The organism is Kutzneria buriramensis (assembly GCF_003387475.1).
Lineage (GTDB): Bacteria > Actinomycetota > Actinomycetes > Mycobacteriales > Pseudonocardiaceae > Kutzneria > Kutzneria buriramensis.
In genome coordinates, this window is sequence record NZ_QUNO01000042.1 from 1 (window position 1) to 26842 (window position 26842).

Genomic DNA, 26842 nt, shown 5'->3' on the forward strand with positions numbered 1-26842 from the left:
GGCTGGATCACTACAACACTGAACGGGCACACACCGCACTCGATGGCCACCCACCCATCAGTCGCACACAGTCACCAACGTGACGGCCAAGTACATCTAGTAGAAGTAGAGGCGTGCGTCCCCTGCGGCATCAGTACCGGGACAGCTGGTTCGGCGCTGGCCGCTCCGGCTCCGGGCGCCGGCAGCGCTGCCGCGCCGAGTGCCACGGTCGCGGCACGACTCAGGCTTGTCCGGCTCTCCTCCTCTTCACGCGATACATGGCTGTGGTGTCACCGTACGGGCCGTGGCGGTGCGAATTACATGAGTAAAGCTCACTAGCGAGAGAGTTCGGAAGACCCTCGCCAAACTGGTCCCGTCGATATGTCGATACCTTCCTCGGCACACTGTGGAAGCGCGTCGGCTGGAGGACCATGGCGGCCACCGCTCGATCGGAGTGGACCCCGTCCCGGTCGGACCGACCACGCCCTGGCCAGCTGTCTCACCGCACGCGAGCGTGGACACGCATCCGCATACCGCCCAAGGGTCTCAGCGAGACACTGGCAACGGGGCGGACGCGCTGGCCGGGCAACTCGGTCAAGCGCCAGCGGTCGATGATGGAGGCTAGGGCGAGGGTGGTCTCGGTGATGCTGAACTCATCGCCGATGCATTTGCGGGCGCCGCCTCCGAACGGGATGAAGGCGCTGCGCGGAGGTGGCTGGTGGCGCTCCTTGTCCCACCGGTCGGGATGGAATTGCGTCGGGTCGGAGTACAGGTCGTCCCGACGGTGGATGACGTAAGGGCTGTAGACGACGTTCGCGCCGACGGGCAGCAGGTGGCCACCGAGCTGGGTGTCCGTGGTGACTGTGCGGGTGACCATCCATCCCGGCGGATACAAGCGCAGGGTCTCCAGGACGACGCGACCGGTGAGCTCCAGTCTGGGCAGATGCTCCCACCTGGCAGGCGCGCCGCCCAGGACTGACTCGACTTCGGCATGCACCCGGTTCTCGATGTCCGGGTTGTGGGCCAGCAGGTGCAGCGCCCATGCCATGGTGGTCGCGGTGGACTCCGCACCAGCCATGAAGAACGTGACGAGCTGCTCCCTGAGTTCGGTGTCGGTCAGTCCGAGGCCATCGCTTGTATCGCGGGTGGTCAGCAGGATCGACAGCAGGTCACCGAGGTCCCGGCCGCTGGCCCGGCGGTCGCGGATGACGTCGCTGACCGTCCGCTGCAGGCGGGTGTTCGCCCGACTGTAGCGGCGATTGTGGGGTGTCGGCAGTCGGCTCCACAGAGGCGGCAGGATCATCCGACGGTAAGCGCCCGCCATGACGGTGTTGATGTCGTCTAGGGTCTCCTGGAACGCGGTGGGCGGTAGCGTGCCTGAGAACACCGTGTCCATCAGAATTCTCATGCTGAGATGCATCATCGCCCGCGGTACATCGACAATGTGGCCGTCACGCCATGAGTCCGCGACCACGGCGACCTCGGCCGACATGGCCTCCGCGTAGGTGGACAGGCGGTTCCGGTGAAAGCCCGGCTGGGTGAGCCTCCGCTGGCGTCGGTGTCGGCTGTGTGGGCAGGAGGCCAGGCCGTCGCCGATCACTTCCCGAAGCCGGGTGAACAAGGGGCCGCCCTTGTCGAAGGCGCGGTCGTTGATGAGCACCTGCCGGGTCAGTTCCGGATCGCAGACCACGGTCGCACCGACGGGGCCGAGGTGGATCTGAACGAGATCGCCGTGCGCGGGAAGCGAGGTCAGGAACCGCAGCGGATCCCGGAGCAGCTGCGGGATGTGGCCGAGCAGGGGCAACGCCCCTGGAGCGCGTGGCACGCCAGGGCGAGACGGTGAGTTCGAGGACATGGCGGGTATCTCGCTCTCAGGACTCACAGACCACGGTCCACCGCCGTTGTCGACAGGGACAGCGGCGCCGCGTCCAGCGGCATGCCCACGCCGTACCGCGCGGTGCGATAGGCCCAGTCGGTCCAGCCGCTGATGAAGGGACGCGTGGCCGACCCGATGTATCGCCGTAGTTCCGGGTCGGCGAAGGCCAGGACCTCCTCTTCCTGTCGCTGGTAGTCCTCGATGCTTTGGTAGAAGGCCGCTTCGGCGGCATCGAGCGCTTGTTGGGGGGAGGAGCCGCTTTGCCGGCGCAGGATCTCCGGGATACTGAACCCGTTGGATCGCTCAGTCATGATCTCCTTGGGGTAGGAGATCACGTCGTTGAGCCAGCAGGTGGTCGCGGCCGACAGCCAGACCAGCCGCTCGACCCTGTGATCGCGAATCTGCGTCACGGGTATGCCGTATCCGCCCAGTATTTCCTCCAGGCGCAGCACGAAGACCGGAAAGGCGCTGAGCACCCTCATGGGGCGATACTGCGAGAGGTCGATGGGGTGGCTGACCCTGGCGACCTGTGCCTCCCAGAGTATCGCCATGAGCGTCGAGTAGGCAGCCTCACGCAGTCGTCCCAGTTGGTCGGCGGATGCCAGGGAAGCGGTGCGGTGCCACAGGTCCGCGAAGGACGCCACCAGGCCATGCTCTCCGGAGTTGGGGGTGAGACCTGTCCTTTTGATCACTGACACCAGGCGCGGCAGCAGCCCGAGTGCCGTCGCTTCCAGTTCCTCGCTTTCTGGGTAGCCGCCCCAGAAGTCGTCCTGGAGGAAAAGCCACATGTTCCAGTCGTTCGCGAGGCGAAGCTCGGCATAGCCGAGTTCGGGGTTGGTCGCTGCCGACGCGTAGCCGCACATCAGGCGTTCGTAGTAGCGGCCGGCCTGCTCCGCGGTGTTGAGCAGTCCCCAGCGTTGCACCCAATCGCGGGTCGGGCCGTCGATACGGTCCACGTGCTCGTTGACGACTACAGGAAATGGTGTGCGCAGTTCTGGCATGCGAAGATCCATAATTTTCCTTAGTGTGACCTTGGCTGAGATGGAGAAGCGTGCGAATTGGTCACGCCTGTTTTTCGGATCGCCGGGCGATGTGGGTAGCCCGTTGTCGGCGGGTTCGCAGGTTGCTAGTGTCCGCGTTCTGTCGCGTACCGGGCCAGTTGGTGCAGCACCGTCACCCTGTCGGCAGGGAAATTCGCGCTCCGCAGCACGGTCATCGCCTGCTCGCAGCGTTCGTCGATCATTTTCTCGATGGTGGCACGGGCTCCGGTGACCGTGAGGATCCGCCTGACCTCTGCTGCTCCGGCCTCATCCAGGCTCGCGTTGCCCACCAGGGCGCGCAGTCGCCTTCGCTGGGCGTCGTCGGCCCGCCGCCACGCCACCGCGAGCAGGGCGGTGTGCTTGCCCTCGCGTAGATCATCGATGGCGGGCTTGCCGGTGTCGGCTGGGTTGGCGAACACGCCGAGCAAGTCATCGCGGAACTGGAACGCCTCGCCGAGGGGGGCGCTGTACGCGGTCCAGATGTCGTGCACCTCGGGCGCGGCTCCCGCCAGGGTCGAGCCGAGCTGCAACGGCCGCTCTATCGTGTATTTGGATGTCTTGTACTTGGCGACTTCCAGCGCGCTCCCCATGTCGCTGTCGAGCACGCCAGTCGTGAGCAGGTCCAGGAACTGGCCGCTCACGGTCTCGGCGTGCATGGCCTCCAGCAGTGGCCACACTGCCGCCGCCTTGGCCGGTTCGAGCCCGGCGGCGCGCGCGAGCTCATAGGACCAGCATAGGGTGAGATCGCCCAGGAGAATCGCGACGTTGCCGCCGAAACGCTCGGAGTCCGCACGTGTCGAATACGCGGTAGCGATCTGTCGGTGAACGGTTGGGCGTCCGCGACGCGTGTCGCTGGCGTCCATGAAATCGTCGTGCAGCAACGCGAAAGCGTGGAACAGTTCCAACGACGCGGCGATCTGGAAGACATCCGCAGGGTTGTCGTCACCTCCCGCAGCATACCAACCGCTGTAGCACAATACAGGACGCAGCCGTTTCCCATTCGCGAGATACGTCCGCAGCCAGTCGACGAACAGTGGCGTTTGTGGTGTGACGGCTAGGCGTTCCTTGGTCGCGAGAAAATCTGTCAGTACCGCGTCGACGGCGGAGCGAACCTCGGCCAGTAGTGGATCGTAGCGTGTCGTCGTCATCGAGCACGCAGCCACGGGTCGGCCGACACCAGGGAGCTCATCGGACGATCGCCCTCCGGGCCGTAGGTCATGACGATCTTCTGGAGCCGGTGCAGCAGTCGGTCCGCGTAGTCCACCGGCACGAAGGCGGTGTCGTGCGTGACCATCAGCCTCAGCGAAGTGCCCTCCTGCCTGGCCAGCACGTTCAGCCCAGCGGGGTCCTGGTACTCCAACTCCTCGTGGTCGTCCTGACCTGGCTCGCTACGCAGGATCGAGCAGCCGGCCAGCCGCAACCCGGCCGTCGTGGCGATGGTCTCGAAGACCACCAACTGCGACTTGCCCAGCACGGTGACCATGTCTGGCACAATCTGGCAGAGAGCGGGTGTCGAGGCTCTCGCATGCCGGTAGGACACGTTCAGCTCCTCAGCTGCGCGCCGAAGGGTTTCCTCGAAGAACAGGCCATCGGGATTCTGTTGGCGCACCAGCACCGCGTCGGAGAACATTCCGACTGTCCGTGCCATCTCGGCGTTGCGTCTGGCCGCGTTGACCGTGTACAGCAGCATGTCCGGGCGGCTGCTGTCGGCCGCCAAGAGCGCGTGCGTCATCGCATACAGCGCCGCGTGCAGCGTCACACGGTTACGCCGTACCCGCTGCAGGAACTCCGCTGCTGGCACGACGATGTTGGTGATTCTGGTGTGGCGGCCGACCGAGTCCTTTCCCAACAGTTCCTCGGGCACCAGTTCGATGGGCGTCGCGCCCTCGAACTTCTTGGTCCAGTACGCGAGTTCGGCGGCACTCGGGGCGGGCACGGGCTGCCCGATCACGGCGCGGTAGTCGGGCGCCGGGGCCAGCCCGGAGCCGTGCCCGGTTCGGAAGCCCTCGTAGAGGCGAGTCAGCTCCTGCTCGATCAGACCGGTCGACAAGTCGTCCGCGATCATGTGGTGGGCCCGCAACGACAGCGTGTGCTCGACGTCGTCGTCGCTGATCAGATCAGCCGCGAAGACCCTGCCGGACGCCGGCTCGAGCGGCTCGGCCCGTATCAGGTCCGCAAGCCTCGTCCCGGGCCCCGCCGTGCGCAGCAGGCCAGTCGTGGCGGGACCGATCACCTGATAACCCTCGCCAGGCCGCATGTGGAGGGCTGTCCGCAGCGCCGCGTGCCGATTGACCAGTTCGTCCACCGCGTCGCCCAGCGCGTCGACGTTGAGCGGTCCACTGATCTGATAGCTGATGGACAGGGCGTAGTCGGGTCCGGTGACGACGTTCCGGCCGGTGGCCAGGTCATGCGCCACTGCGGCGTGCTGCAGGTCGGTGAACGGCAGCCGGCCATCGGGCTCGGGCGGCCGTGCGACGACGACTTCCTGAATGCGAGTCGGCGCGGTGGTCAGCCAACCCGTCAGGCCCGCGACCGTCGGTAGGTCGAACACGATCCTGATCGGTGCGTGGACACCGAATCCGTCGCCGATGCGGTGCGCGGCCTGGGCGGCCAACAGTGAATCGCCGCCCAACTCGATGAAGTCGTCGTGCAGGCCGACTTGGTCCACACCGAGCAGATCGGTGAAAATCGCGGCGAGCCTTCGCTCCGCGGGCTGGGTGGCGGCCACGTAGGCGGTGCTTGTTTCCGGCCGCGTGGCCGGCGGCTCGGGCAGCGCGGTGCGGTCGATCTTGCCGTTTCGGTTGAGCGGCATCGAGGGCAGTACGACGTAGGTCGACGGACGTTCGAACTCGGGCAGCAACCTGTCCGCGCGAAGCCGCAGCCGGGTACGCAGCGTCCCGGCATCCGGCGGATTTCGCGTCGCCGACGTCACATAGGCGACCAACGCGTCCGGATCTCGTTTCACGACAACTGCTTCACCGACACCTGGAGTGCCGCGCAACATGGCTTCCACACCGCCCAGTTCGACGCGGTGGCCGCGTACCTTGACCTGGTCGTCGAGCCGGCCGCGCAGTTCCAACCGACCGTCCGCGCGCCACCTGCCAACATCTCCCGTACGGTAGATCCTGCGCCGGGGGACGAACGGGTGCGGTACGAACTTGACCTGGGTCAGCTCGGGCATGCCGAGATAGCCTTGCGCCAGGTTGGCGCCGCCGACGCACAGCTCACCGAACTCACCTGGCGGCACCACTCTCAGATCGGCATCCACGACGAGGATCTCCGTGTTCACCACCGGAGTGCCGATGACCACGTCGTCACCGGGCCGCAGGAGGCCGCCTGCACACCACACGGTCGCCTCGGTCGGCCCGTACTCGTTGACCAGCTCGACATGAGGCATCAGTCGGTAGTGCTCGTTGACCAGCTGCGGGGGACAGGGTTCACCGCCCAGCAGGATCCGCCGCAGCGCCGGCGCCGGCTTGGTGATCGACGGCAGAACCACTCGGTACAACGACGGTGTGAGGTCCGCGTGCGTGGCACCGCCCGTGGACAGCGCGTCCGCAAGTTCGGTCAGCAGCGATGCCGTGTCGTCCGCCAGCATCCGCAACGTCCCACCTGAGGCCAGCGTCCACCAGATGCCGGCCAGGCAGGCGTCGAAGGCCATCGGGTAGACAGCGACGAACTGCCCGGTCAGGATGCCGTAACGGTGCAGACGGGCGTGGGTGGAGTTGGCAAGGGCACCATGTGAGACGGCCACCGGCTTCGGCTGCCCTGTGCTGTCCGAGGTGTGAATCACGTACGCCAACGCCTCTGGCCGGGGCACTGGTCACGCCTCGTCCGGTGATGACTCGTCGATCCCGGGGGCACCGAAGGCGATCTGCCGAACATCGCCGATGACACGGCGTTCCCGCTCCACCACGAGGTACCGAGCATTGACGCCGTCTAGCAGCCGGCTGACCAGTTCGTCGGGATGGTCGGCGTCGATGGGCACATGGACCGCCCCCGCGGTGAAGACCGCTGCCTGTGTAACCACCGCGGCCACCCCACGCGGTAGGCAACTGGCCACCAGCGTTCCGGGGCGCACGCCCAGATCTCGCAAGTACGAAGCCAAGCGCCGTACCTCGTCGAGAAGGCTCTCGTAGGTCAACTTTCTGTACGTGTCCTTGACAGCGACGATTTTCGGATACCGCTGAGCGGTGAGTCGCAGCATGGTGAGCACCGATGGGATCTTGAGAGCAACGGACACCTGCGCAACACCTACCTTCCGGCAGCCATTCACGCGCAGTGCTCAGGTGATGTCCAGAGAGTTCCCAGTTGTGCGGAAAAGATCGTCGAATAGCGGATCGGGGTGAAGCCGCTCCGGGGATCGTCGGGAGAGGTATGCGCGGCTGCTGGTCGGCACGGCGGATACAAAGTCCATTGTAGACGATCAGTCGATCCGGCGTCGTTGTGGCCTGTACGGCCGTGCGCTCATCGAACGGTGCACCACTTTCAGCCTCAGGCATCGGCGGGGATTTCTTCTCTGGTTGCGCATGGCACGACACCGCGAACGCGGAAAAGATGGTGCGCGTCGATCAGGTACCAGATAGAGCAGGGGCCGACCGTGATCGCCGGTGGACTGGCACGCGGGACTCGCTTGAGGAGAAAGACATCTCAGGTTTCTAGAAGTCAAGCCGCTGCAACGGAAGGAGGTGGAAACGTCCGATGTTCGTCATAGATCACCCCGGCCTTGAGACAGTGATGCAACTGGCCGAGGAACTTGTTGAACAGGTGGCGCTGGGCCTGATGGTTCCAGTCCCCGACCGCGCGGCGGACATCGAAGTGCCGGCGCGCGCCGGGGCTGGCGCGCAGCGAGGCCAGCGCCCACATCGGTCCGACCGCAGCCAGGCGCCGGTTCTTGATGTGCCGGTGGCTGACCACGGTCTTCTTCCCACTGGCGCGGGTGACCGGCGCGGACCCGGCGAACGCCTTGAGCCCGCGCGAATCGGTGAAGCGGTCGCGGTCGTCCCCGATCTCGGCGAGCACCCGGGCGCCGGCCAGCAACCCCAGGCCGGGGAAGCTGGTGATGATCACCGCGTCCGGGTGCCGCTCAAAATGCGAACGCACCGCCTCCGCCAACTCCTCGGCGGCGCGGCAGGCCGCGTCGAACTGGGTCACCAACGCCGACAGCTGCATTCCCATAGCGTTCTCGACCACGGCGGGCTGACGCATCTGCGGCGCCTGGAAGACCTGGTGCAGCCGTTCTTTCTCGAGACATCGGACGTCTGGAGATACACAGGCGTCGGTGAGAGCTGGAAGACCAATCCCTACTACACGATTAGGAGAACGGTGGCGCTCTCGTTGCGCGGCGCGCTGGTCGCCGTCGCCGTGTTCGCGACGGCGGCGCTCCTCGGCGTCACCGGCGCGTCGGCCGAGCCGATCGCCCATCGGCAGGTGCGCGTCGGGGATCGCGCGGACAACCTGACTCTTGCCGCGCCGACCGTGCTGGCGGCGAGCGGGCCGCCGGTGGCCACCGGCGGCAACGGGGACAACGAGGCACAGGGCGTCTTCGTCGCGCTGTGCGAGATCCCGGACTCGGTTGGTCCGAATGACTCGGCGAGCTTCACGGCTGTGCCTACGTCATGTCTTGGCACGCACGGGCAGGGCGGGACTTCCCATCGAGTGGTCAACGGTGTGATCGGACAGCACGCGTCCGGCTACCTGCCGGGTGGCTCGTTCGTCGTGGACCGCTCGCACGGCCGCTACGTCCCGGTCGACCTCCGGTGAGCGCCGCTGGCCGCCGCCGCGAGGTGTCCCGACGGCTGGTTCTCGGTGCGGGCGCGGCGTTCGGCTCCATGTCGATGGCCTCCGGCCCGCTCACCTGGATGTCGACGACTGGACTTGGCCCAGGACCGAACCTGCCGGAAGTCGCCGAGCTCACCCCGTTCCTCGACCCGTTGCCGACGCCGTCCCGCGCGACCCCCGTGCAGGTCGACGGGATCCATCAGCTGATCATCCCGCTGATGAACGCCACCGCACGGCTCCATGCCCAGCTGCCGCCGACCAGGCTGTGGACCTACGGAGGTACCGTTCCCGGCCCTACCATCGAGGTGCGCCGGGGATGGCGGCTCCGCGTGACATGGACCAACAACCTTCGGGGCACCGTTCCGTTGACCGCGGTGGAGGCGGCCAACACCAACTCTCCGTGGAACGCGCCGGGGCGTAGCGGCGCACTTCCGCGGCCTGACGTCGCCGCTCTGACGCCCTGGGCCGCGGCGCATGTGCACGGCGCGTTGACCGGCGCGAACAGCGACGGGTGGCCGGAGAACGTGCTGGCGCCGGGCGAGTCACAGCTGTCGGAGTACCCGAACGACCAACCCGCCTCGATGCTGCTGTACCACGACCACGCGATGGCCGTCACCCGCTGGAACGTGTTCGCCGGACTCGCGGGCTCCTACGTCATCCGGGACGACGAGGAGGACAGCCTCGGCCTGCCCCGCGGAGACGCCGAGATTCCCTTGTTCGTCTGCGACCGCAACTTCGACACCACCGCCGACGGCCGGTTGACTGGCGACCTGCTGCACAAGGTTACCCTGGTCAACGACATGGGCTGGATGCGTGCGCACACTGGCCCGTTCACCTTGGTCAACGGGGTGGTGTGGCCCTACAAGGACGTGCCGGCACGGTGGCACCGGCTGCGGTTGACCAACGCCGCCAACACGCGGCAGTACCACTTCCGGTTGGTCGACGAGCATGGCGAAACTGTTCCGCTGCACCTGATCGGCACCGACGGAGGCCTGCTCAGCGAACCGGTGCAGCTGTCCGACGGGATCGTGCTGGCGTCGGCCGAACGGGCGGACATTCTCGTCGACTTCGGCCCGTACCGGGGCCAACGGCTCGAATTGGTCAACGTCGAGACGAACCCTGATCCCGGTCCCTGGCCGCATGTGATGGAGTTCCGCGTGCGGCCGTCGCGTGTCTCCGACCCGTTTCGGCTGCCACGCACCCTGTCCCGCTCGTTCACCCGGGTGACCCAGGTGCCCGGTGACAGCCCGCCCGACCGGCTGGTCGTGCTCACACCGATGGGGCCAACGCAGGCCCTGCTGTGGGAGATGGCCAGGATCGCGACACCGCCGGGCCCGCTGCCCGCTGACGGGATCATCCAACTGGCGGAGGCCGACGGCTCGATGACCACGTATGAGCGACGCTCGGTCGCGTTCGGGGATCCGGCCCAGTTCACAGTGACAGCCGGTGGTTGGGAGCGGTGGCGATTCCTGCACGCCGCGTCGTCAGGCTGGCCGCACCCGATGCACCTGCATGCGTCCGGTTTTCAGGTTCTGCGTCGGGAGCGGTTGGACCTGCGCGGCTTCACCCAGATCGGTGCGAGGGGGTTCGGCACGTCGTCGCCGATCACCGTCGCCGGACCAGGCGCGGAGCTGCCAGGGGACACCGGGTGGAAGGACACGGTGCGAGTGCAGGCGGCCGAGTTGGTCACCGTCGCGACTCGATTCGGCCAGCCCTGCGGGAAGTTCGTCTACCACTGCCACATGCTCGAACACGAGGACATGGGCATGATGCGCCACTTCCGCGTCATGCCGCCGGTGCTGCGGGACCTTGAGATGCGCGACGACATGGGTATGGGGGACATGCATGGGTGAGTCTCGTACTTGTTGTGGGAGCTGAGGATCGTGCGCCCTGTCGGAGCCCGGCCCAGCGCGCATTTCTTGACAACTTCCAGCACGGCGCCGAACGAGTAGGGCCAGCCCGGGATGAACTGGGAGGCGTTCTTCGCGCGACCGTAGACGCGGCAGAACACCCCAACGCCCGCGTCGAGTCGAGGTCGTGCATACAGATCACACAGTCCTTTGGGCCACGATCCATCTCTCGCGAAGATGATCACCGCCAAGGGCTGCTTCCATGATCAGTCAGGGCGCTTGAACTCCCACCGAGCCCTCAAAAGACAAGCAGAGAGGATGCTTGTACATCACTCGATCGACACTTTCACACCTCTCTCAGTTTTCGTAAGTTTCGGATTCATGGACATACGGGTTGTCCGGCTGGTCAAACTAGCCACACTGACCGTGGCGTGCCGACCTATATCATGGGCGTTCAGGGCCCGGCGTCACGCCGGCGGAGTCACCCTGGTACGGGGCCGGGCCGGCGCATCTCGACCATGGCTGCGCTCCCGAAGGACCGGAACACTTCTACGGAAGGACTTCACCATGTCGTGGAGTAGCTGGCCGGGATCGCGAGCGTAGCTTCGGCGTCAGCGGCCACAGGTCACCTTTTGATGGTCAGCAACTTGAGGCTCGACATCTGTAACGGGCGCGGCGAGTGCCACTATCACAATCCGCGACGTGGCGACCGATGCCGTCAATGTCCAGCATTCGTCCATAGCGGAATGAGATGAACCAAGAAAGGCGCAGAATATGAACCGAGCGGGGGTCTGGCTAACTGGCGTGGTGGCGGCCCTCGGCCTGTCGGTGGGAACGGTGGTTATGGCCGCAGGAACAGCTGCCGCACAGGGCTGTTCCTGCGGGGCCGCAGCGGGCGTGTGTCGGTGTCGTCTACCGGAACCCGCTGGTCAACAGCATTCGCGTAAACGGTCGGTGCCTGATCGGCGGTGGCGGCTACCATTCGGACGTTATTGTGGACAGGTGTGCCACGCCGTACGTCCAGACTTACAGCGGGCGCAACTGTGAAGGCAACACTCTCAACTATGCATACATCAGGTGGTACTACCGGGGTAGTGATGGTTATCGCTGGGTGGTTATCAATCCTTATTACGCATGTGGCAGCTTTAGGGGCCCGCAGACGGTCCGGCCCGACTGTGTTACGGGTCTTCAAAATTGACCGGGGCCGAGTCTGGGTGAGTTCAGGCTTGCGGCTGCAGTGCGGCGAGTCCCCGTCATGTCGATCCCGGCCAACCTTGGAAAACCTGCTCGACCGCCTGCCTGTGCAAGCGCAGTCGCTCGGCCGCTCCCGGTGGACCTCGGCGGCGATCCTGCGGCGCTCGCCTTTGACCCAGGTCCTCAGCAAGCCGTCGTTGAAACCTACTCCTGGCGACCTCGGCGATCGTGCGGCCGGAATCGAAAAAGTTTCGCCACACCGCTAACCCCCAGCCTGTTCTTTATCGTCCAGTCCGTTGTGGGTCGATGAGGGAGACTGGGCGTTTGACTGTTTTGCCCACGTCGTAGCGGGTTGCCTGGCGACGGTTGCGTGAGCCACGGGGACGTCCGGGACCAGGTCTGGTGGGTTTGGGTGCCCGGGCCGGACATACCGGAGGCTGTCGCGTATTTGTTGCTCTCACGCCGTCAATACGGCGTTCGTGTTGTGGCAGGCGAAGAGTTTGCCGAGGTTGTGGACAGTCCCGAGGAGCTTGACCTCAGTGTCGACAGCGTCGATCCCCCGATGGTCGAGGCGGCGTCCGAATCGCTGGAACATCTGGGCGGAGCCGGGCTCGACCAGCGCGCCCCGCCGTTTGTAGAGGTCTCTGCCAGCGGGGGTGGCCAGCCGGGCGGCCATCTCCCGCCAGCCGGCGGGGACTGGCTTGTCGACTCGTGGGGTCGCCCGGCCGGTCTGCGTTCTCTCGTTGGCAACCGAGACCAGCAATGGCAGCCCGTCGAGCGCCTGGAAGTTCTCGGTGGAGGTGTAGCCACTGTCGGCCAGCCACGCTTCGGCCTCGTCGGCGATCCCAGCCGCCTGGCTGTTGCGCTGGGCCTTGCCCACCATGGGGACCAAAGCCGTCATGTCGGCGGGGTTGTCGTGCACGTCGATGGCGAGCAGCAGTTGGTTGCGGACGCTGGCGATCTGCAGGTTGTAGCCCTGGCAGTAGCCCCCACGCTTGTTCAGCATCAGCCGCGAGTCCGGGTCGGTGAGCGATGCCTGGGCCGTGGGCAACGGTGTCGGCAGGGGGCAGCGGGCACGCTCCAGCCCTGCCCGCGCCCTGGCCAGCCTCGCGCGTTGCCGAACGATGACGGTTTTGGCGTCCAACGGGACCGGGGGACGCCCGTTGGCGGCCCGCCAGCCCGTCGCCCGATCTTGGCGGGTTCGCCGGGCGTGGTCGTCCAACCTGGCCTGGTGGGCGGCGGTCACCGCGGCCAGTCGCCGCTCGGCCCGCGCGACCATCCGCTCAGCCGCCTCAATTTTGGCCCTGAGGTCGCTGGGCGGCGGCAGAGCCCGCTGGTAGAGCCTGTCCCCGGCCGCGCGGGCCCGCAGGAGCCGGTCGGCCAGGCGCGATAACCGGGCCGGCGCGCTGCGGCCACGCCGGTCAGCCCGCTCCAGCGCCTCGCCGGCGCCTGTGCCCTCGGCCCGCAGGGCGTCCTCGGCGATCTCCGTCATCAACCGGTCGATGTCCTGCTCCGCCCGCGCGATGGCCGCCTCCAGCCGGTCAAGGCACTGGTTCGCGTCGCGGCCCGCGCTTGCGTGCATCGGCGAGCCGTCCACCGCCACCGCGGCGAGGTCCACTAGGTCCTGCTGGGCGCACAACGTCAGCACCTGAACGAACAAGTCCTTGACGGCCAGGCGGTGGCGGCGGAGGAAACGGGCGACCGTGGCGTGGTCGACCTCGCGGTTGGCCATGATGACCCGGCAGCCCACGTCATCCACGCAGGCCGCCTCGATCCGACGCGACGAGCGGATCCCCTTGCTGTAGCAGTACAACACCAGGGCCAGCATCGCCGAGGGGTGGTAGGCCGGGCGTCCCCGTCCATCCACGCGGTAGCCGGCAAGGACGCCTGACAGATCCAGCTCTTCGACCACCTCCAGCACCTTCCAGCACAGATGCCGCCGAGGCAGCCAATCACGGATGTCCCGCGGAAGCACGAACGCAGCCCCAGGGCCGCCGGGGATGAAGTTGAGCGCCATCCACCGAGACTCCCGAGCGGATCCCCCTGAACAGAGCAACGACGTGCCCTTGACGGCGTAAGAGCAACAAATACGCGACAGCCTCTCACGTGTCCGGCCGGTGTCCCGAAACCGACCAGGCCCGGTCCTGGACGCCCCGCGGGAGTGCCCAACCGTCGGCCGGCCCCACGCCACGACGTCCACACCATGAGCAGCCCAACACACGAAATCCAGTCGAGGAAAGAAGAACCCGTCCACTAACCCCAGACCCCGCCGAACAGGTTAAAACTCAAGCTAGGCGTCGCGGCGATGCGCGGCCTGCCGGCCACGGCCAGGGCTGGCCCGGCTCCCTCGGATGCACCCGGACCCCGAGTTTCCGGTTCGCCACAGCCTGGCCCGAGGGGGCAGAATCCCTCATCGTCCCAACCTGAATCATGCCGGCATGGCTACCACCGGCACTCACCCCAGCCGAATAGCTACCCGACTTTTACGGGGAAGATCGTCGAATTCAAGCGTCAGTCACAATTGAAGTCAACCGACCAAACGGGTGAGACTTGCAGCTCGATAGGGTCGACATGCCAATTTACGTCCGTATAACTAGCTGCGGAAAAACGTCCGAAGGTTTCCGAAGATCGTTGACCGTGATACCGAAACCCTGCTTGAATTCCATTGCTTGGACTTATTTGCGACCCTCGAAAGGGAATTGCCGTGACCCGATCGACGACATCACCGGAGACCCTTCCCGCCACGCCGCCGCCCGCGCCCCTGCTACACCACGTCGGCATTCAGACCAGGGATCTGGCCAACTGCGTCGCGTGGTACCGGGACTTCTTCGGCTGCGCCGAGAAGTGGAGTCTGGCCGAGTTCTCCGAGCTGACCCACAGCCGGCTGCCGGGCATCCGCCAGCTGACCGAGGTCAAGGTCGGCGACCTGCGCTTTCACCTGTTCGATCGGGACGAGGACCAGCCCGACCTGCCCGGCGGAAACAAGACCCAGTTCCAGCACGTGTGCCTGGCCGTCGCCTCGCCAGAGGACCTCAAGGCCTGGCGGGACCGGTGGCTAGCGCTCCACGAGTCCGGCCGTTACCACTTCGCCGCCGACGAGCAGCCGACCGACATCGTCACCGACGCCGACGGCGTGCAGAGCTGCTACGTCATGGACGTCAACGGCCTTGAGTTCGAGCTGACCTACGTGCCCGGCGCTGACCGGTGAGCCCCGCCACCTCCGGGCTGACCGACCTGCCGGCGCGCAGCGGCTGGGACTTCGGCGACTTCCCTTACGGGCTGGAGCCGCTGATGCTGCCCGACCCGCTGCGCCAAGGGCAGCGCGGCGGCCCGCCGGGCCGGGACTTCGACGCCGACTCGGCCGAACTGCTGCGGGAGCTGGGCGCGCTGCCGCCGTGCCGGCGCGACGCCCCGCCGCTGGTCGATGCCGACCATTCGCGGCAAGTGTTCTGGTTCCGCTGGATCACCGGACACCAGACGACGTTCGCGGTGTGGCAGTGCCTGGCCCGCACCCTCAACGACGCGCTGGCCGAGCCGGACCGGCACCAGCACGTCGAGGTGATGTCGCAACTGGTCGGCGCGTACACCGCGATGCTGCTCTACACCGGCTCCTGTCCCACCGACCTGTACCACGAGGTCATCCGGCCCAGCATGTACCTGCAGCACCGCAGCTTCAGCGGTGTGTGGGCGCCGGACTTCGGCCCGGTGCGGCGGTTGCTGCGCGGGCGCAAGTTCCCGTGGTCCGACACGCCGCAGGGCGAGGAGCTGGCCCGGCAGGTGCGCGCCTACCACGAGGTGCACATGGGGGTGGCGGCCCGGCTCGTGCCCGACGGACGGTCGCTGCTGCAGGAAACCGCCGCGCAGACCCGCCTGTCGCACCTCGGGACGCGCGCCGTCGTCTACGACAACTATTTCCTGACGCTGCGCATCCCGGTCGACAACGTCGCGGTGATCCGGCAGTTGGTGCGCCGCCTCAAGGCCATCGCGCTCGACGTCACCGAGAACGGCCTGTACCCAGGCCGGGACGCCGACGCGCCGGGTCTGCCGACGGAGCTGCGCACCCCGTCGGTGGTGGCCCGCGAACGGGCCTTCACCGACACCGTCACCGGACTCGCAGCGCTGGTCACCGGCGCCGCATGAGCATGGGTCCGACCGTGCGACGCTCGGCACCGAGCGCACGCCCCGGGAACGCGCCGGCCGCGTAGAGGAGTTCGTCGCGCTGACGGACCTGCTGCTGCGCCAGCGCGTGACATCCACTGGCCGCGCGCGGACTTCCCCCACGCGGGCGACGAAAGCGCGCTGGCCGACATCGCCTGCGACCTGACGGGAGCACACACACATGATCGCCTACCACCTGGTCGACATGTTCGCTGACGGACCGCTCACCGGCTGCGCGCTCGCCGTCGTTCCCGACGCCGAACACCTCGACGACGAGACTATGGCCGCGATCGCTCGGGAACTCGGCACCTCGGAGACGGCGTTCGTGCTGCCGCCGACCCAGCCGGAGGCCACGCACCGCGTGCGGATCTTTACGCCCCAAGGCGAATCGCCGTTCGGCGGGCATTCCGCGGTCGGCACCGCCTGCATGCTCGTGCGCCTGGGGCGGCTGGCCCCCGGTCGGCTCGTGCAACAGTGCGGGGAGCGCGTGCTACCCGTCGACGCCGACGCCGACCACGCCACCCTCACCGCCACGCGCCCGTTGAACATCACCAAGTTCGACGCCACGCGGCTGGCCGAGGCGTGCTCGGTGCCGCCCCACGGGCTCGCCGCCACCGCCGGGTTCGGCCCGGCGTTCCACCTGATGCCCACCGACCCGGACTCCCTCGCACTGGCCGCGCTGCGCCCCGAACACCCCGTGTGGCGTGGGGAGAAGGACCTGTTCGTGTTCGCGTGGAATCCCGAAGAACACACCGCCCACGCCCGCATGTTCGCCCCTGGCTACGGCATGCCTGAGGACCCCGCCTGCGCCTCCGCGGCACTCGCCCTCGGCCCGTGGCTGGTGGATAGCGGCCTGCTGCCCGCGGACACCGGCTGCCACGAATACCACGTGCGCCAAGGCATCGAGCTGCGGCGACCGTCCACTCTGCACGGACAGGTGCAGGTCGCCGACGGCCGCGTCGTCTCCGTGACGGTTACCGGCGCCGTGCTGCCGGCTGCCAGCGGCCACCTGACCGTCCCCGAACCGGCCCGCGTCTAGCGCACAGAAGGGAAGCACCGTGTTGACACGACCCGAGCTCCGCGGCACCCAGGCCGCGGTGTCCGCCACCCACTGGCTGGCCTCGGCGGCCGGGATGGCCATGTTCGACCTCGGCGGCAACGCCTTCGACGCGGCCACCGCGGCCGCGTTCGTCATCCAGGTCGTCGAGCCCCACCTCAACGGCCCCGCCGGCGACGTGCCGATCATGGTGCACCGCGCCGGCTCGGCGAGTGTCGAGGTGGTGTGCGGGCAGGGCCCGATGCCGCTGCGCGCCACCCCGGAGGAGTTCCGCTCCCGCGGGCTGGACGTAATACCCGGCTCAGGGCTGCTGTCGGCGTGTGTGCCCGGCGCGTTCGGGGCATGGCTGCGGCTGCTGCGCGACTACGGCCGGCTGGCGCTGGCCGACGTGCTCGCGCCGGCCGTGCACTACGCAGAGCACGGCTACCCGGTGCTGCCCAAGACCGTCGAGATGATCGGCTCACTGGCCGAACTGTTCCGTGACGAGTGGGCCGAGTCCGGGCGCACCTACCTGATCAGCGGCACGGTGCCCGCCCCCGGCCAGCGGCTGCGCAACCCCGTGCTGGCCGCCACCTTCCGCCGGTTGCTGGCCGAGTCGCAGGCCGCGGGCGGCACCCGCGAGCACCGCATCGACGCCGCACACCGCGCGTTCTACGAGGGCTTCGTCGCCGAGGCGATCGACCGGTTCGCGGGCACCTCGGAGATGGCCGACGCTACCGGCCGCCGCAACGGCGGCCTGCTCACCGGGGCCGATCTGGCCCGCTGGCAGCCGACCGTGGAGGACTCGGTGTGGCTGGACTACCGCGGGCTGACCGTGCACAAGCCCGGCCCGTGGTCGCAGGGCCCGGTGTTCCTGCAGCAACTCGCTCTGCTGGAGGGCTACGACCTGACCGCCATGGACGAGGCCGAGCGGCTGCACACCGTGGTCGAGTGCGCCAAACTCGCGTTCGCCGACCGCGAGGCCTGGTACGGCGACCCGAACCACGCCGAGGTGCCGCTCAAGGCGCTGCTGGACCGTGGCTACGCCGAGGAGCGCCGGGCGCTGATCGGCGAGTCGGCCTCCGGCACGCTGCGCCCCGGCTCCCTGGATGGCCGCGAGCCGTTCATCCCGCCCGTGCTCGACGTGACCGTGCCGCCGGCCGAGCCGTCATGGCTGGCTCAGCTCGACGACGGCGTGCCGGCCGTGGTGCGCCGGACCGCGGCCAACGGCGACACGTGCTGCGTCACGGCCACGGACGCCGAGGGCAACATGGTCGCCGCCACGCCCAGCGGCGGCTGGCTCAAGAGCTCGCCGGTTGTTCCTGGCCTGGGCTTCCCGCTCGGCACGCGCGGTCAGATGGCCTGGCTGGTCGACGGCCACCCGAACACGCTGGCCCCGGACAAGCGGCCGCGCACCACGCTCAGCCCGACCATCGCGCTGCGCGACGGCCAGCCGTATCTGGCGTTCGGCACACCCGGCGGCGACCAGCAGGACCAGTGGACGCTGGGCTTCTTCCTCAATCACATCGAGTTCGGCATGAGCCCGCAGCAGGCCGTGGAGGCGATCGCCTTCCACACAGACCACGTGCCCTCCTCGTTCACCCCGCGCAAGGCCCGGCCGCTCGCGCTGGTCACCGAGGCCGGGCGGGACGGGGCCGTGCTGGCCGAGCTGCGCCGCCGCGGCCACGAGGTGGTCGAGGTCGAGCCGAACACGCTGGGCAAGGTGTGCGTCACCGGCCGTGCCGGAGACGACCTGGTGCTGGCCGCCGCCAGTCCGCGTGGCCTGCAGGCGTACGCCATCGCACGGTGAATCAAGTCGGCCTGAGCGGGGTGTCCCCGTACCTGGTCAGGCCGGTACGAATGGACAACACGCGCACCCTATGAATCCCTGACGAAAACCATCCGAGTCGAGGAGGGTGAGATGAGCAGTCGGGACGGGGCCCGCGCCGGCGGGCACATCGAGGTGGGCAACGCCCGGGAGGACAACCTCAAGAACGTCTCCCTGCGCCTGTCCAAGGGTGAGCTCACCGTGTTCGCCGGAATGCCCGGATCCGGCAAGTTCTCCGTCGTGTTCGGCACCATCGCCGTCGAGTCCCAGCGTCAGCTCAACGAGTCCTTCCCGGCTTTCATCCGCAACCGGCTGCCCCGCTACGCGCGGCCCGACGCCGAGGTGAAGGAGAACCTGTCCACGGCGATCGTGGTCGACCAGCGGCCGGTCGGCGGCAACTCCCGCTCCACCGTCGGCACCATGACCGACATCTACTCGGTGCTGCGGGTGCTGTTCTCCCGGCACGGCAAGCCGACCGCCGGCCCGTACACGTCGTTCTCGTTCAACGACCCCAACGGCATGTGCCCGGCGTGCGAGGGACTTGGCCGCACTGTGCGGCTGAACCTGAGCAAGCTGATCGACGAGTCCAAGAGCCTCAACGAGGGCACGATCCAGCACCCGTCCTTCGCCAAGAGCACCTTCCAGTGGCAGCTCTACGCCGAGTCCGGGCTGTTCGACCGGACCTGCCGATCGGCGAGTGCGGCATGGAGGACCGTGAGAAGCTGCTACACGGCAGCGGGTTCAAGGTCGACCGCAGCGGCCGCAACGGCGTCTACAAGAACGAGTACGAGGGCGTCGTGCTGCGCTTCACCCGGCGCTACCTCAAGAAGGGCCTGGACGCGCTCAACGAACGCGACCGTGGACGAGCATGGGTTCCGAGGGCCGGTCGTCACGGCGGCCGGGTCGTGTTCGAGGGCACGCCGCGCGACCTGCTGCGGGCCAAGAACTCGCACACCGCGCGGTGCCTGGCCCGGGATCTGGAGGAGTACTCCGCCGGGAGGCGGCATGGCTGACGAGCTGGTGCCGATCGAGCAGGTCGCCGAGTGGTTCCAGATGCGCGTCTCGGCGCCGCGGTACTACGAGGACGAGGACCTGCTGACCACGCAGCGGCGCAACGGCCGCCGCCACTTCACCCCGGCCGACCTGCGCAGGTTGACGCTTGTGCGGACCGGCGGCTGACCGTGCAGCGCATCGCCGAGTTGCGTGAGCACGTCGACAGCACGTGCGCCGCCCTACGTCTGCTGCGCCACCACATCGACCACTCCGAGCCGGACCAGCTGTCCTGCCCGGAATGCGACCGTGAACTGCGGCGGAAGGTCGCCACGTTGACCCAGCCGCACGCCTGCTGAAGGAGGAGTAGTCATGCCACAGATCCAGGTGACCCTGCTCAAGGGCCGCCCGCAGGAGGAGATCACGGCGCTGGGCAAGGCCCTGACCGAGGCCACCGCGTCGGCGCTGGCCGTCGCACCGGAGGTGGTGCGGGTGACCGTCGTGGAATACGAGCCCGCCAACTGGTTCGTTGGCGGTGAGTCGATGGCGCAGCGGAGGGGAGCCAGTCATGCGTGAGTCAACCCAGGCGCCGGTGCGCCGTGAGCTCGACGAGGGGCTACCCGGCTACATACCGCCCCGCAGCGTCGTCGTGGTCGGCGCCGGGCTCGCCGGACTGGCCACCGCGTACGAGCTGAGCCGTCGGGGCTGCGAGGTCACCGTGCTGGAGGCCGCCGACAGGCCCGGCGGGCAGGCGTACACGCTGCGCCATCCCTTCGCCGACGGCATGCACGTCGAGGCGGGCGCGATGACTATCACCCCGCACTGCCACTACGTCGCAGCGATCGAGGCTCTACTCGAATCGTTCACCGAACCGACCGGCGCGCTGGCCGCCGGACATGCGGCTGCATGCCGAGGACGGCAGCCATCCTCTCCCCTCGACCACGACCACTGCGTCAAGGTCTCGACGGACACTCCCGGGCGCACCGGCGACAGCGTCACCGGCGGATGCGCCCCGAAGTGACGATCAGGGGATCGGCATCGCGGCGTCGCCTACCGCAGTCACAAACTCGACCACATCGGCCGCGTCTAGTTCCGCCCACTCGCCCGGCGGCAAGCGGAAGCCGACACGACCGCCGGGCAGCCGCACCACGGTGATCGTCCGTGGCCGATCGACGACGTCCCGACACCGGATGTCATATGTTTTGTTCGGGCGAGGCACAACAGCACCACCTTCAGCCTCACGCGCACTCACCCGACGATCGTATCGATCGTCACACCAGGCGGAACGAGATAGGTCTCTCAGCTTGTTCTTTAAGTGCGCCACGAGCGCGGAGGGTGAGGTCGATGTAGGTAGGTGACCTTGCTGGAAGCGATGCTGTGCAGGAGATGAAGGTCTGGCCCTTCGGAGCCGCCCTGCCGGGGGGAGGCTTCAAACCACCTCAAGCTGCGTTGGCTGAAAACCGTCGTGGTGAGCGTTGAGGAGAAGGCGCGCCGCTGAGCGCGTCAGGTGGGGACCGGGAAGGCGAGCGTAAGCGAACCGCTGATGACGTGTCGAAACAAGCAGCTGACATCAAAACCGGGGCGGTTAAAGAGCGCCGGGATGAGCCTGGCGGGAGCCCGCTGATTGGTCAGGCGGTGTCCGGCATGGAGGCGGCGCGAGTCCGGTCTGCGGCTTCTGCATGGAACGTGGGAAGGCGGATGCCGACACGGCTGCCAGCCCTGGGGGCTGGTGGCGAGAGGGAGCGCGTCAAGCAGCAGGAACTGTGAGGCGTTGAGTACCGTCGCGGCCTCCGCCGGCGGACCGGCTCGTAGTAGTGAGGAAGCCCTGGCAACCGGGGTGGAGCGAAGGGGCCGGCTCATCTGTCGATCTGTTCGCGCGATCAATCGGGGCGTGCCCTGGGAGGAAGCGGGTGGGCATGTCGGGATCGCTGGACAAGCCTTTTGATATTCCGAAGCGGCTGGTGTGGGAGGCATACGAGAGAGTCAGGGCCAACAAGGGTGCGGCGGGGGTGGACAGGCAGTCCATCGACGAGTTCGAGTCCGATCTGAGGAACAATCTCTACAAGATCTGGAACCGGATGTCGTCGGGGGCCTACTTCCCGCCTCCGGTACTGGCGGTGGAGATACCCAAGACCGGCAGCGGTGGTGGCACCCGGGTTCTCGGGGTGCCTACTGTGGCCGACCGGGTCGCCCAGATGGTGGCGGCGATGGCGTTGGAGGCCCGCACGGAGTCGATCTTCCACGATGACTCCTACGGGTATCGGCCTCGCCGTTCCGCGCTCGACGCGGTGGCCGCATGCCGTCAGCGGTGCTGGAAGAGGGACTGGGTGATTGATTTAGATGTCGCCAAGTTCTTCGACAGCGTGCCGTGGGACCTGATGGTTAAGGCGGTGGCGGCCAACATCACCACCGACCAGAAGTGGGTGCTGTTGTATGTGAAGCGGTGGCTTGCCGCTCCGATCCAGCAGCCCGACGGTGCCCTTGTCGAGCGGGATCGGGGAACCCCACAGGGGTCGGCGGTCTCGCCGGTGTTGGCGAACCTGTTCATGCACTATGCGTTCGACTCCTGGCTGGAACGAGAGTTCCCGGCCGTGGAGTTCGAGCGGTACGCGGATGACGCTGTGGTGCACTGCGTGACCCTGCGGCAGGCACATCAGGTGCTGGCCGCGCTCACCGAGAGGATGGTCGAGGTCGGGCTGCGTCTGCACCCTGACAAGACCAAGATCGTGTACTGCAAGGACTCCCGGCGCCGGGGCTCGTACGAGCACACGGCGTTTACGTTCCTGGGGTACACGTTCCGTCCCCGCAGAGCCCAGTATCCGGATGGGAAGGCGTTTACGTCGTTCCTGCCGGCGGTCAGTGCGGAGGCGCTCAAGGCGATGGGGCAACGGCTGCGTTCTTGGCGGATCCACATGCGTGTCAGGGACGATCTCGACCAGCTCGCCGGATGGCTCAACCCGGTCGTGGCGGGCTGGATGAACTACTACGGCCGGTTCTACCGGTCGCAGTTGTATCCCGTCCTGCGACGCATCAACACCTACCTGATGCGCTGGGCGCGAAAGAAGTACAAGAGGCTGCGTTCCTTCAAACGCCGCAAGGCATGGTGGGGTGGGCTCCTCGATCGAGAGCCCGGCCTGTTCAGGCACTGGGTGTGGGAGCGCCAGTTCAGTTGAGAAGGGTGAGAAGAGCCGTGTAACGGGCGACTGTTACGCACGGTTCCGTGGGAGCCCAGGGCTGCGATGCCCTGGGCCACCCGACCCTGTCGGTGTCGGTGACGCGCCCCGGTTGATCAAGAGCGCAGCCCCTGGTTGATCATTCGTCTTGCGACAGAACGACGATCGACACCAAGGGCTGCGGTGATCAGTGTGGACGACCCCGACCGCAAGGGCTGCGGTCGGGGAGCTGGCCAGGTTCCGGCAGGAACTCCACGACTGCCTGACGGCGCGGGCGGACGCGTTGTTCGAACTGGCCGACGCGGTGTTATGCGCGGATGGGCCGGTGACCTCGCTGGTCGATCTGACGCTGACACCGGAGCACCGACGCGGCCACGGCGCCCTCTACGCCGGACTCAACCACGGCCGGATCGATGTCGCCCGGCTGCGTGTGGATCTGGCCCGTCTACCCCTGCCCCGGACCCACGACGGCCGGATCGTGCTCGCGGTGGACGTCAGCCCGTGGCTGCGGTCGGACGCGGCCACCAGCGCGGAACGATTGTTCTGCCATGTCTACGGGCGCGCGAAGTGCGCCTCGCAGCTCATCCCCGGCTGGCCCTACTCCTTCGTGGTCGCGCTGGAGTCCGGACGCACCTCGTGGACCGGCGTGCTGGACGCGGTCCGGCTCGGGCCCGCCGATGACGCCACCGCGGTGACCGCCGACCAGGTGCGCGCCGTGATCGGCCGGCTGGCCGCGGCCGGGCACTGGACCGACGGCGACCCGGCCATCCTGATCGTGATGGACAGCGGCTACGACGTCACCCGGCTCGCGTTCGTGCTGGCCGATCTGCCCGTCGAGGTCGTGGGCCGGATCCGCTCGGACCGGGTGCTGCGGCTGCCCACACCGCCCCGGCTGCCGGGCACCAACGGCCGACCACCCACGCACGGCCCCGAGTTCGTCCTGGCCAAGCCCGCCACCTGGCTCGAACCCCAACACACCACGACCACGGACACCACTCGCTACGGCACCGCGCGAGCCGATAGTTGGGACCGGCTGCATCCTCGGCTCACCTACCGCACCTGCTGGCTTGATCACGAGGGTGAACTCCCGGTCATCGAGGGAACCCTGCTGCGTGTTCAGGTCGACCACCTGCCCGGTGACCGCAACCAACCCCGCCCCGGTCTGGCTGTGGTCCTCGGCCACCGGCGCCACCCGTGAGGACGTGGACCGCTGGTGGCAGTCCTACCTACGCAGGTTCGATCTCGAGCACACATTTCGGTTGATCGAACAGACTCTGGGCTGGAACCGCCCGAGGATCCGTACCCCCGAGACGGCCGATCGCTGGACCTGGATCGTGATCGCGGCCCACACCCAACTCCGCCTCGCGCGTGGCCTCGTCGAGGATCTACGCCGTCCGTGGGAGAAACCCGCCGCCCCTGGTCGCCTCACGCCTTCTCGCGTCAGGCGCGGGTTCCGGAACATCCGCCCCGCGATCACCGTGGTGGCGCGGATGTTCCGGAACCCGCGCCGGACCCTCGCAGGTGTCAGAGTGCTGTGGTCGGTGGGTGGCTCCCAGGGCCGGCGGAGATCGACGGCCAAAGGCCGAGCCAATCGAAGTTGGGTGTGCGCGGCGACCAACAGCCAGGTCCAGCGATCAGCCGCCTCGGGACTACGCAGCCGAGGACGCGTCCAGCCCAGCGTCTGCTTCCAGAACCGGAAGGTATGTTCAAGATCGAACCTGCGGAGGAACGCCTGCCACCAACGATCGACGTCGGCCGCGGTGGCGCCGGGCTTGGACGACCACAACCACACCGGCGGAGCGTCCCGGTCTTTTGACAGATGCTCGACTTCCAATCGGATCAAGGTCCCCTCGATCACCGGTAACGCACCAGGATGCTCCAGCCAGGCCGCGCGATGGGTTAGCCGGGGATGGATCCGGTCCCATGCCTGGGCACAAGCCTTGCCGTAGTTCGTGGTGTCGGTGGTCGTGGTGACCGTGGGCTCGGTCCATGTCTCCGGTCGCGCCAAGTGGAACTCCGGTCCGTGCTTGGGCGGTCGCCCGTTGGCGCCCGGTAGCCGTGGTGGTTTCGGTAGCCGCATCACTCGGTCAGATCGAACCCGGCCGACCAGTTCGACGGGAAGATCGCGCAGCTTCCAGGCCAGCCGCGTGACGTCGTAGCCGGCGTCGGTGACGATGACGATGTCCGGGTCGCCCGGGCGGTGCTGTCCGGAGGTGATGAGCTGTTCCACGACACCGCGCAACTGGGTGGCGGTGACCGCGGTCGCGTCGTCGCTGGGGCCGAGCCGGATGACGTCCAGGATCGCCGTCCACGAACTGCGGCCAGGCTCCAGCACGGCGACGAACGAGTAGGGCCAGCCCGGGATGAACTGGGAGGCGTTCCTCGCGCGACCGTAGACGTGGCAGAACAATCGCTCGGGTGAGCAGGCAGCGTCCGATCGTAGCCATGCGCTGACATCCACGGCCAGCACCAGGCGGCCGTCGGCGAACCGCGGCATCGGCAGCCCCGCCGACAGCGTCCGGAGCCGGTCCACCTCGATGTGGCCGTGGTTGAGGCCGCCGTACAGAGCATCGTGACCACGGCGGTGTTCAGGCAGCAGAGTCACTTCGACCGGAGAAACGACCCTGCCCTCTGCGCACAGCAGCCCGTCAGTCAGCTCGAACAACGCATCCGCACGGGCGGTGAGACAGCTGTGGAGTTCCTGCCGGAACCCGGACAACACGGTCCGGGCATCGACACCGGCCTCGAACAGGGCGACATTGCCCACTGCGGCCCCTTCGTGATCGTTGCGGTTCCCCGGCCGAACACACATCGACACGATCACGCCGTCCCATGAGGACAGCCGAACCACCTCACTCAGCCGGACCAGCGCGAACCCGCCCGGACGATAAAGAACAAGCTTAGAGACTGAGCCAGAAATACGTTAAACCATCCGTCGGTACGGAAACGGACTTCTTGGACAGTGCGCCAGCCGTGCAGTCCGACGACGACAGGGTGACGACAGTGAGGTTGTGCGCGTCCTGCCACCTCGGGTTCGAGTACTGGTAGCCCGAGCCAATGCCCTGCCGGCCACCGCCCTGGTTTACATAGACCTGCATCTGTTGACCCGGCCGTGCCCAGTCACCCGAGAGCCCGGTGGCCACATACTGATAGCAGGCATCGATGCCTGTGGGTTCGGTTGGCGACCCGACCGTTCCGCCCGAGTTCTGGGTCGCCCAGTTCGTCCAGCCTATGCCGGATACGAACACCGAGTGGACGTCCGCCCGAGTCCTCAGCGCCAGGTAGTGGAAGCCACCGTCGGCCAGGGCCGGAGTGGCAGACGCCGCGAGGATCACGGCGGTACCAGTCGCCAAGGCTGCGGCCATCAGGCTCTTGCGCATTGAATCCCTCCATTCATCTGGTACTACGACACTAAACAAATCCTCCCGCTACCTGCACTAATCGGAGGAAATCCCTCACGAACTGGATGTGGCACCGAGGTTGCTCCGCAACGTTCCCTGGCGCCGCGCGGCGGGCGGCGGGGTGCGCGTCCACAAGCCACCCGGGCATCCAGTCGATCCGTACACCCGACCGAAGTGACCGACACGCCTCGATCCTTCACGATCGATAGCGGCCGGCCCGCTCAGGATGGGCGGACTGGTCATGGTGGTGGGCGTGCGCTCAGTCGCTGCGGCGGCCGCGGTCGATCGGGTACGGGTTGTCGATCGGCCCCGCACCTTCGTTCAGGTGGAAGCCGTCGAACGTGCGGAGCACGGTCTCGCCGCGCGCGCGTGCCGTTGCGGCGTACTGCGGTCCGGGCGAAGCCTTGCCCGTGACGGCGTTCGGCTTGCCTGAGACTAACGACCTCGTGCATGGTTGGGTGCAGGACGCGTTCGCCTTGGTGATCGGCTGTGTTCACCTGGTGCGGCCTGCTGGCAGGGCCGCGATCGGGCTCGGC

At 67.5% G+C, this 26842-nt stretch carries 22 protein-coding genes; 12 read left to right on the forward strand and 10 right to left on the reverse strand.

Going from position 1 to position 26842, the window contains the following annotated elements; all coding sequences use genetic code 11:
- Positions 1 to 478: 478 nt before the first annotated feature.
- The 6 genes from BCF44_RS53885 to BCF44_RS53910 all read right to left on the reverse strand — a co-directional run bounded on the left by BCF44_RS53885 (position 479) and on the right by BCF44_RS53910 (position 8103).
- Complete coding sequence (locus BCF44_RS53885) at positions 479 to 1834, reverse strand: cytochrome P450 (RefSeq protein WP_116182374.1); 1356 nt, start codon at positions 1832 to 1834, stop codon at positions 479 to 481.
- A gap of 23 nt (positions 1835 to 1857) precedes the next feature.
- Complete coding sequence (locus BCF44_RS53890) at positions 1858 to 2856, reverse strand: terpene synthase family protein (protein ID WP_147329087.1); 999 nt, start codon at positions 2854 to 2856, stop codon at positions 1858 to 1860.
- 125 nt (positions 2857 to 2981) lie between these two features.
- Positions 2982 to 4043, reverse strand: a complete 1062-nt coding sequence (locus BCF44_RS53895) for a polyprenyl synthetase family protein (protein WP_116182376.1) — start codon at positions 4041 to 4043, stop codon at positions 2982 to 2984.
- Positions 4040 to 6715: an AMP-binding protein gene (locus BCF44_RS53900; protein ID WP_147329088.1), complete on the reverse strand. Its 2676-nt coding sequence runs from the start codon at positions 6713 to 6715 to the stop codon at positions 4040 to 4042. Before BCF44_RS53900 ends, BCF44_RS53895 begins: the two co-directional genes overlap by 4 nt.
- A 3-nt stretch (positions 6716 to 6718) precedes the next feature.
- Positions 6719 to 7102 carry an AMP-binding protein gene (locus tag BCF44_RS59075; protein ID WP_246016333.1) on the reverse strand — a complete coding sequence of 128 codons (384 nt, stop codon included), beginning with the start codon at positions 7100 to 7102 and terminating at the stop codon, positions 6719 to 6721.
- 458 nt (positions 7103 to 7560) lie between these two features.
- Positions 7561 to 8103: a transposase gene (locus tag BCF44_RS53910; protein ID WP_211353703.1), complete on the reverse strand. Its 543-nt coding sequence runs from the start codon at positions 8101 to 8103 to the stop codon at positions 7561 to 7563.
- 117 nt (positions 8104 to 8220) lie between these two features.
- Here BCF44_RS53910 and BCF44_RS53915 point away from each other — a divergent pair, with 117 nt between their 5' ends.
- Both BCF44_RS53915 and BCF44_RS53920 read left to right on the forward strand, forming a co-directional pair.
- A complete protein-coding gene (locus tag BCF44_RS53915; protein ID WP_170218276.1) occupies positions 8221 to 8658 on the forward strand; it encodes a hypothetical protein in 438 nt (145 codons plus the stop codon).
- Positions 8655 to 10529 carry a multicopper oxidase family protein gene (locus BCF44_RS53920; RefSeq protein ID WP_211353704.1) on the forward strand — a complete coding sequence of 625 codons (1875 nt, stop codon included), beginning with the start codon at positions 8655 to 8657 and terminating at the stop codon, positions 10527 to 10529. Before BCF44_RS53915 ends, BCF44_RS53920 begins: the two co-directional genes overlap by 4 nt.
- A 1648-nt stretch (positions 10530 to 12177) precedes the next feature.
- Here BCF44_RS53920 and BCF44_RS53930 read toward each other — a convergent pair.
- The gene (locus tag BCF44_RS53930) at positions 12178 to 13737 is read right to left on the reverse strand and encodes a transposase (protein ID WP_116182381.1); all 1560 of its coding nucleotides are present in this window, start codon (positions 13735 to 13737) and stop codon (positions 12178 to 12180) included.
- 687 nt (positions 13738 to 14424) lie between these two features.
- Between BCF44_RS53930 and BCF44_RS53935 the strand changes: the two genes are divergently transcribed.
- The 8 genes from BCF44_RS53935 to BCF44_RS58910 all read left to right on the forward strand — a co-directional run bounded on the left by BCF44_RS53935 (position 14425) and on the right by BCF44_RS58910 (position 20753).
- Positions 14425 to 14928, forward strand: a complete 504-nt coding sequence (locus BCF44_RS53935) for a VOC family protein (RefSeq protein WP_170218277.1) — start codon at positions 14425 to 14427, stop codon at positions 14926 to 14928.
- Positions 14925 to 15860 (forward strand): hypothetical protein, encoded by a 936-nt coding sequence (locus BCF44_RS53940; protein ID WP_116182382.1) that lies wholly within the window; start codon positions 14925 to 14927, stop codon positions 15858 to 15860. Before BCF44_RS53935 ends, BCF44_RS53940 begins: the two co-directional genes overlap by 4 nt.
- 199 nt (positions 15861 to 16059) lie before the next feature.
- Positions 16060 to 16917, forward strand: coding sequence for a PhzF family phenazine biosynthesis protein (locus BCF44_RS53945; RefSeq protein WP_116182383.1), 858 nt, complete (start codon positions 16060 to 16062; stop codon positions 16915 to 16917).
- Between the two features lie 19 nt (positions 16918 to 16936).
- Entirely contained in the window at positions 16937 to 18724 is a 1788-nt protein-coding gene (locus tag BCF44_RS53950) for a gamma-glutamyltransferase family protein (protein ID WP_116182384.1), read from the forward strand.
- A gap of 111 nt (positions 18725 to 18835) precedes the next feature.
- Complete coding sequence (locus tag BCF44_RS53955) at positions 18836 to 19921, forward strand: MerR family transcriptional regulator (protein ID WP_116182385.1); 1086 nt, start codon at positions 18836 to 18838, stop codon at positions 19919 to 19921.
- A gap of 2 nt (positions 19922 to 19923) precedes the next feature.
- Entirely contained in the window at positions 19924 to 20091 is a 168-nt protein-coding gene (locus tag BCF44_RS56420; RefSeq protein ID WP_170218278.1) for a hypothetical protein, read from the forward strand.
- Positions 20092 to 20104: 13 nt separating this feature from the next.
- Positions 20105 to 20308: a tautomerase family protein gene (locus BCF44_RS53960; RefSeq protein ID WP_116182386.1), complete on the forward strand. Its 204-nt coding sequence runs from the start codon at positions 20105 to 20107 to the stop codon at positions 20306 to 20308.
- Positions 20301 to 20753 carry an FAD-dependent oxidoreductase gene (locus BCF44_RS58910; protein ID WP_116182387.1) on the forward strand — a complete coding sequence of 151 codons (453 nt, stop codon included), beginning with the start codon at positions 20301 to 20303 and terminating at the stop codon, positions 20751 to 20753. The genes BCF44_RS53960 and BCF44_RS58910 overlap by 8 nt, the downstream gene beginning before the upstream one ends.
- Before the next feature lie 3 nt (positions 20754 to 20756).
- Here BCF44_RS58910 and BCF44_RS55155 read toward each other — a convergent pair whose 3' ends face one another.
- Positions 20757 to 20984 carry a hypothetical protein gene (locus tag BCF44_RS55155; RefSeq protein WP_147329090.1) on the reverse strand — a complete coding sequence of 76 codons (228 nt, stop codon included), beginning with the start codon at positions 20982 to 20984 and terminating at the stop codon, positions 20757 to 20759.
- A 664-nt stretch (positions 20985 to 21648) separates the two neighbouring features.
- Between BCF44_RS55155 and ltrA the strand changes: the two genes are divergently transcribed.
- Both ltrA and BCF44_RS53975 read left to right on the forward strand, forming a co-directional pair.
- Positions 21649 to 22905, forward strand: a complete 1257-nt coding sequence (gene ltrA / locus BCF44_RS53970) for a group II intron reverse transcriptase/maturase (protein WP_116182391.1) — start codon at positions 21649 to 21651, stop codon at positions 22903 to 22905.
- A 190-nt stretch (positions 22906 to 23095) separates the two neighbouring features.
- A complete protein-coding gene (locus BCF44_RS53975) occupies positions 23096 to 24103 on the forward strand; it encodes a transposase (RefSeq protein WP_246016332.1) in 1008 nt (335 codons plus the stop codon).
- A gap of 24 nt (positions 24104 to 24127) precedes the next feature.
- Here BCF44_RS53975 and BCF44_RS53980 read toward each other — a convergent pair whose 3' ends face one another.
- Together BCF44_RS53980 and BCF44_RS53985 are read right to left on the reverse strand one after the other, a co-directional pair.
- Complete coding sequence (locus tag BCF44_RS53980) at positions 24128 to 25717, reverse strand: NF041680 family putative transposase (RefSeq protein ID WP_379801597.1); 1590 nt, start codon at positions 25715 to 25717, stop codon at positions 24128 to 24130.
- 88 nt (positions 25718 to 25805) lie between these two features.
- Positions 25806 to 26285 (reverse strand): hypothetical protein, encoded by a 480-nt coding sequence (locus BCF44_RS53985; protein WP_116182388.1) that lies wholly within the window; start codon positions 26283 to 26285, stop codon positions 25806 to 25808.
- Between the last annotated feature and the right edge of the window lie 557 nt (positions 26286 to 26842).

Bases quoted from the DNA above. Each gene is read 5' to 3' on its own strand.
- BCF44_RS53955 (WP_116182385.1), top strand. From the start codon at position 18,836: ATGAGCAGTCGGGACGGGGCCCGCGCCGGCGGGCACATCGAGGTGGGC.
- BCF44_RS53930 (WP_116182381.1), bottom strand. From the start codon at position 13,737: ATGGCGCTCAACTTCATCCCCGGCGGCCCTGGGGCTGCGTTCGTGCTT.
- ltrA (WP_116182391.1), top strand. From the start codon at position 21,649: ATGTCGGGATCGCTGGACAAGCCTTTTGATATTCCGAAGCGGCTGGTG.
- BCF44_RS53895 (WP_116182376.1), bottom strand. From the start codon at position 4,043: ATGACGACGACACGCTACGATCCACTACTGGCCGAGGTTCGCTCCGCC.
- BCF44_RS59075 (WP_246016333.1), bottom strand. From the start codon at position 7,102: ATGCTGCGACTCACCGCTCAGCGGTATCCGAAAATCGTCGCTGTCAAG.
- BCF44_RS53885 (WP_116182374.1), bottom strand. From the start codon at position 1,834: ATGTCCTCGAACTCACCGTCTCGCCCTGGCGTGCCACGCGCTCCAGGG.
- BCF44_RS53945 (WP_116182383.1), top strand. From the start codon at position 16,060: ATGATCGCCTACCACCTGGTCGACATGTTCGCTGACGGACCGCTCACC.
- BCF44_RS53910 (WP_211353703.1), bottom strand. From the start codon at position 8,103: ATGCGTCAGCCCGCCGTGGTCGAGAACGCTATGGGAATGCAGCTGTCG.
- BCF44_RS53960 (WP_116182386.1), top strand. From the start codon at position 20,105: ATGCCACAGATCCAGGTGACCCTGCTCAAGGGCCGCCCGCAGGAGGAG.
- BCF44_RS53980 (WP_379801597.1), bottom strand. From the start codon at position 25,717: ATGTGTGTTCGGCCGGGGAACCGCAACGATCACGAAGGGGCCGCAGTG.
- BCF44_RS53890 (WP_147329087.1), bottom strand. From the start codon at position 2,856: ATGCCAGAACTGCGCACACCATTTCCTGTAGTCGTCAACGAGCACGTG.
- BCF44_RS58910 (WP_116182387.1), top strand. From the start codon at position 20,301: ATGCGTGAGTCAACCCAGGCGCCGGTGCGCCGTGAGCTCGACGAGGGG.
- BCF44_RS53985 (WP_116182388.1), bottom strand. From the start codon at position 26,285: ATGCGCAAGAGCCTGATGGCCGCAGCCTTGGCGACTGGTACCGCCGTG.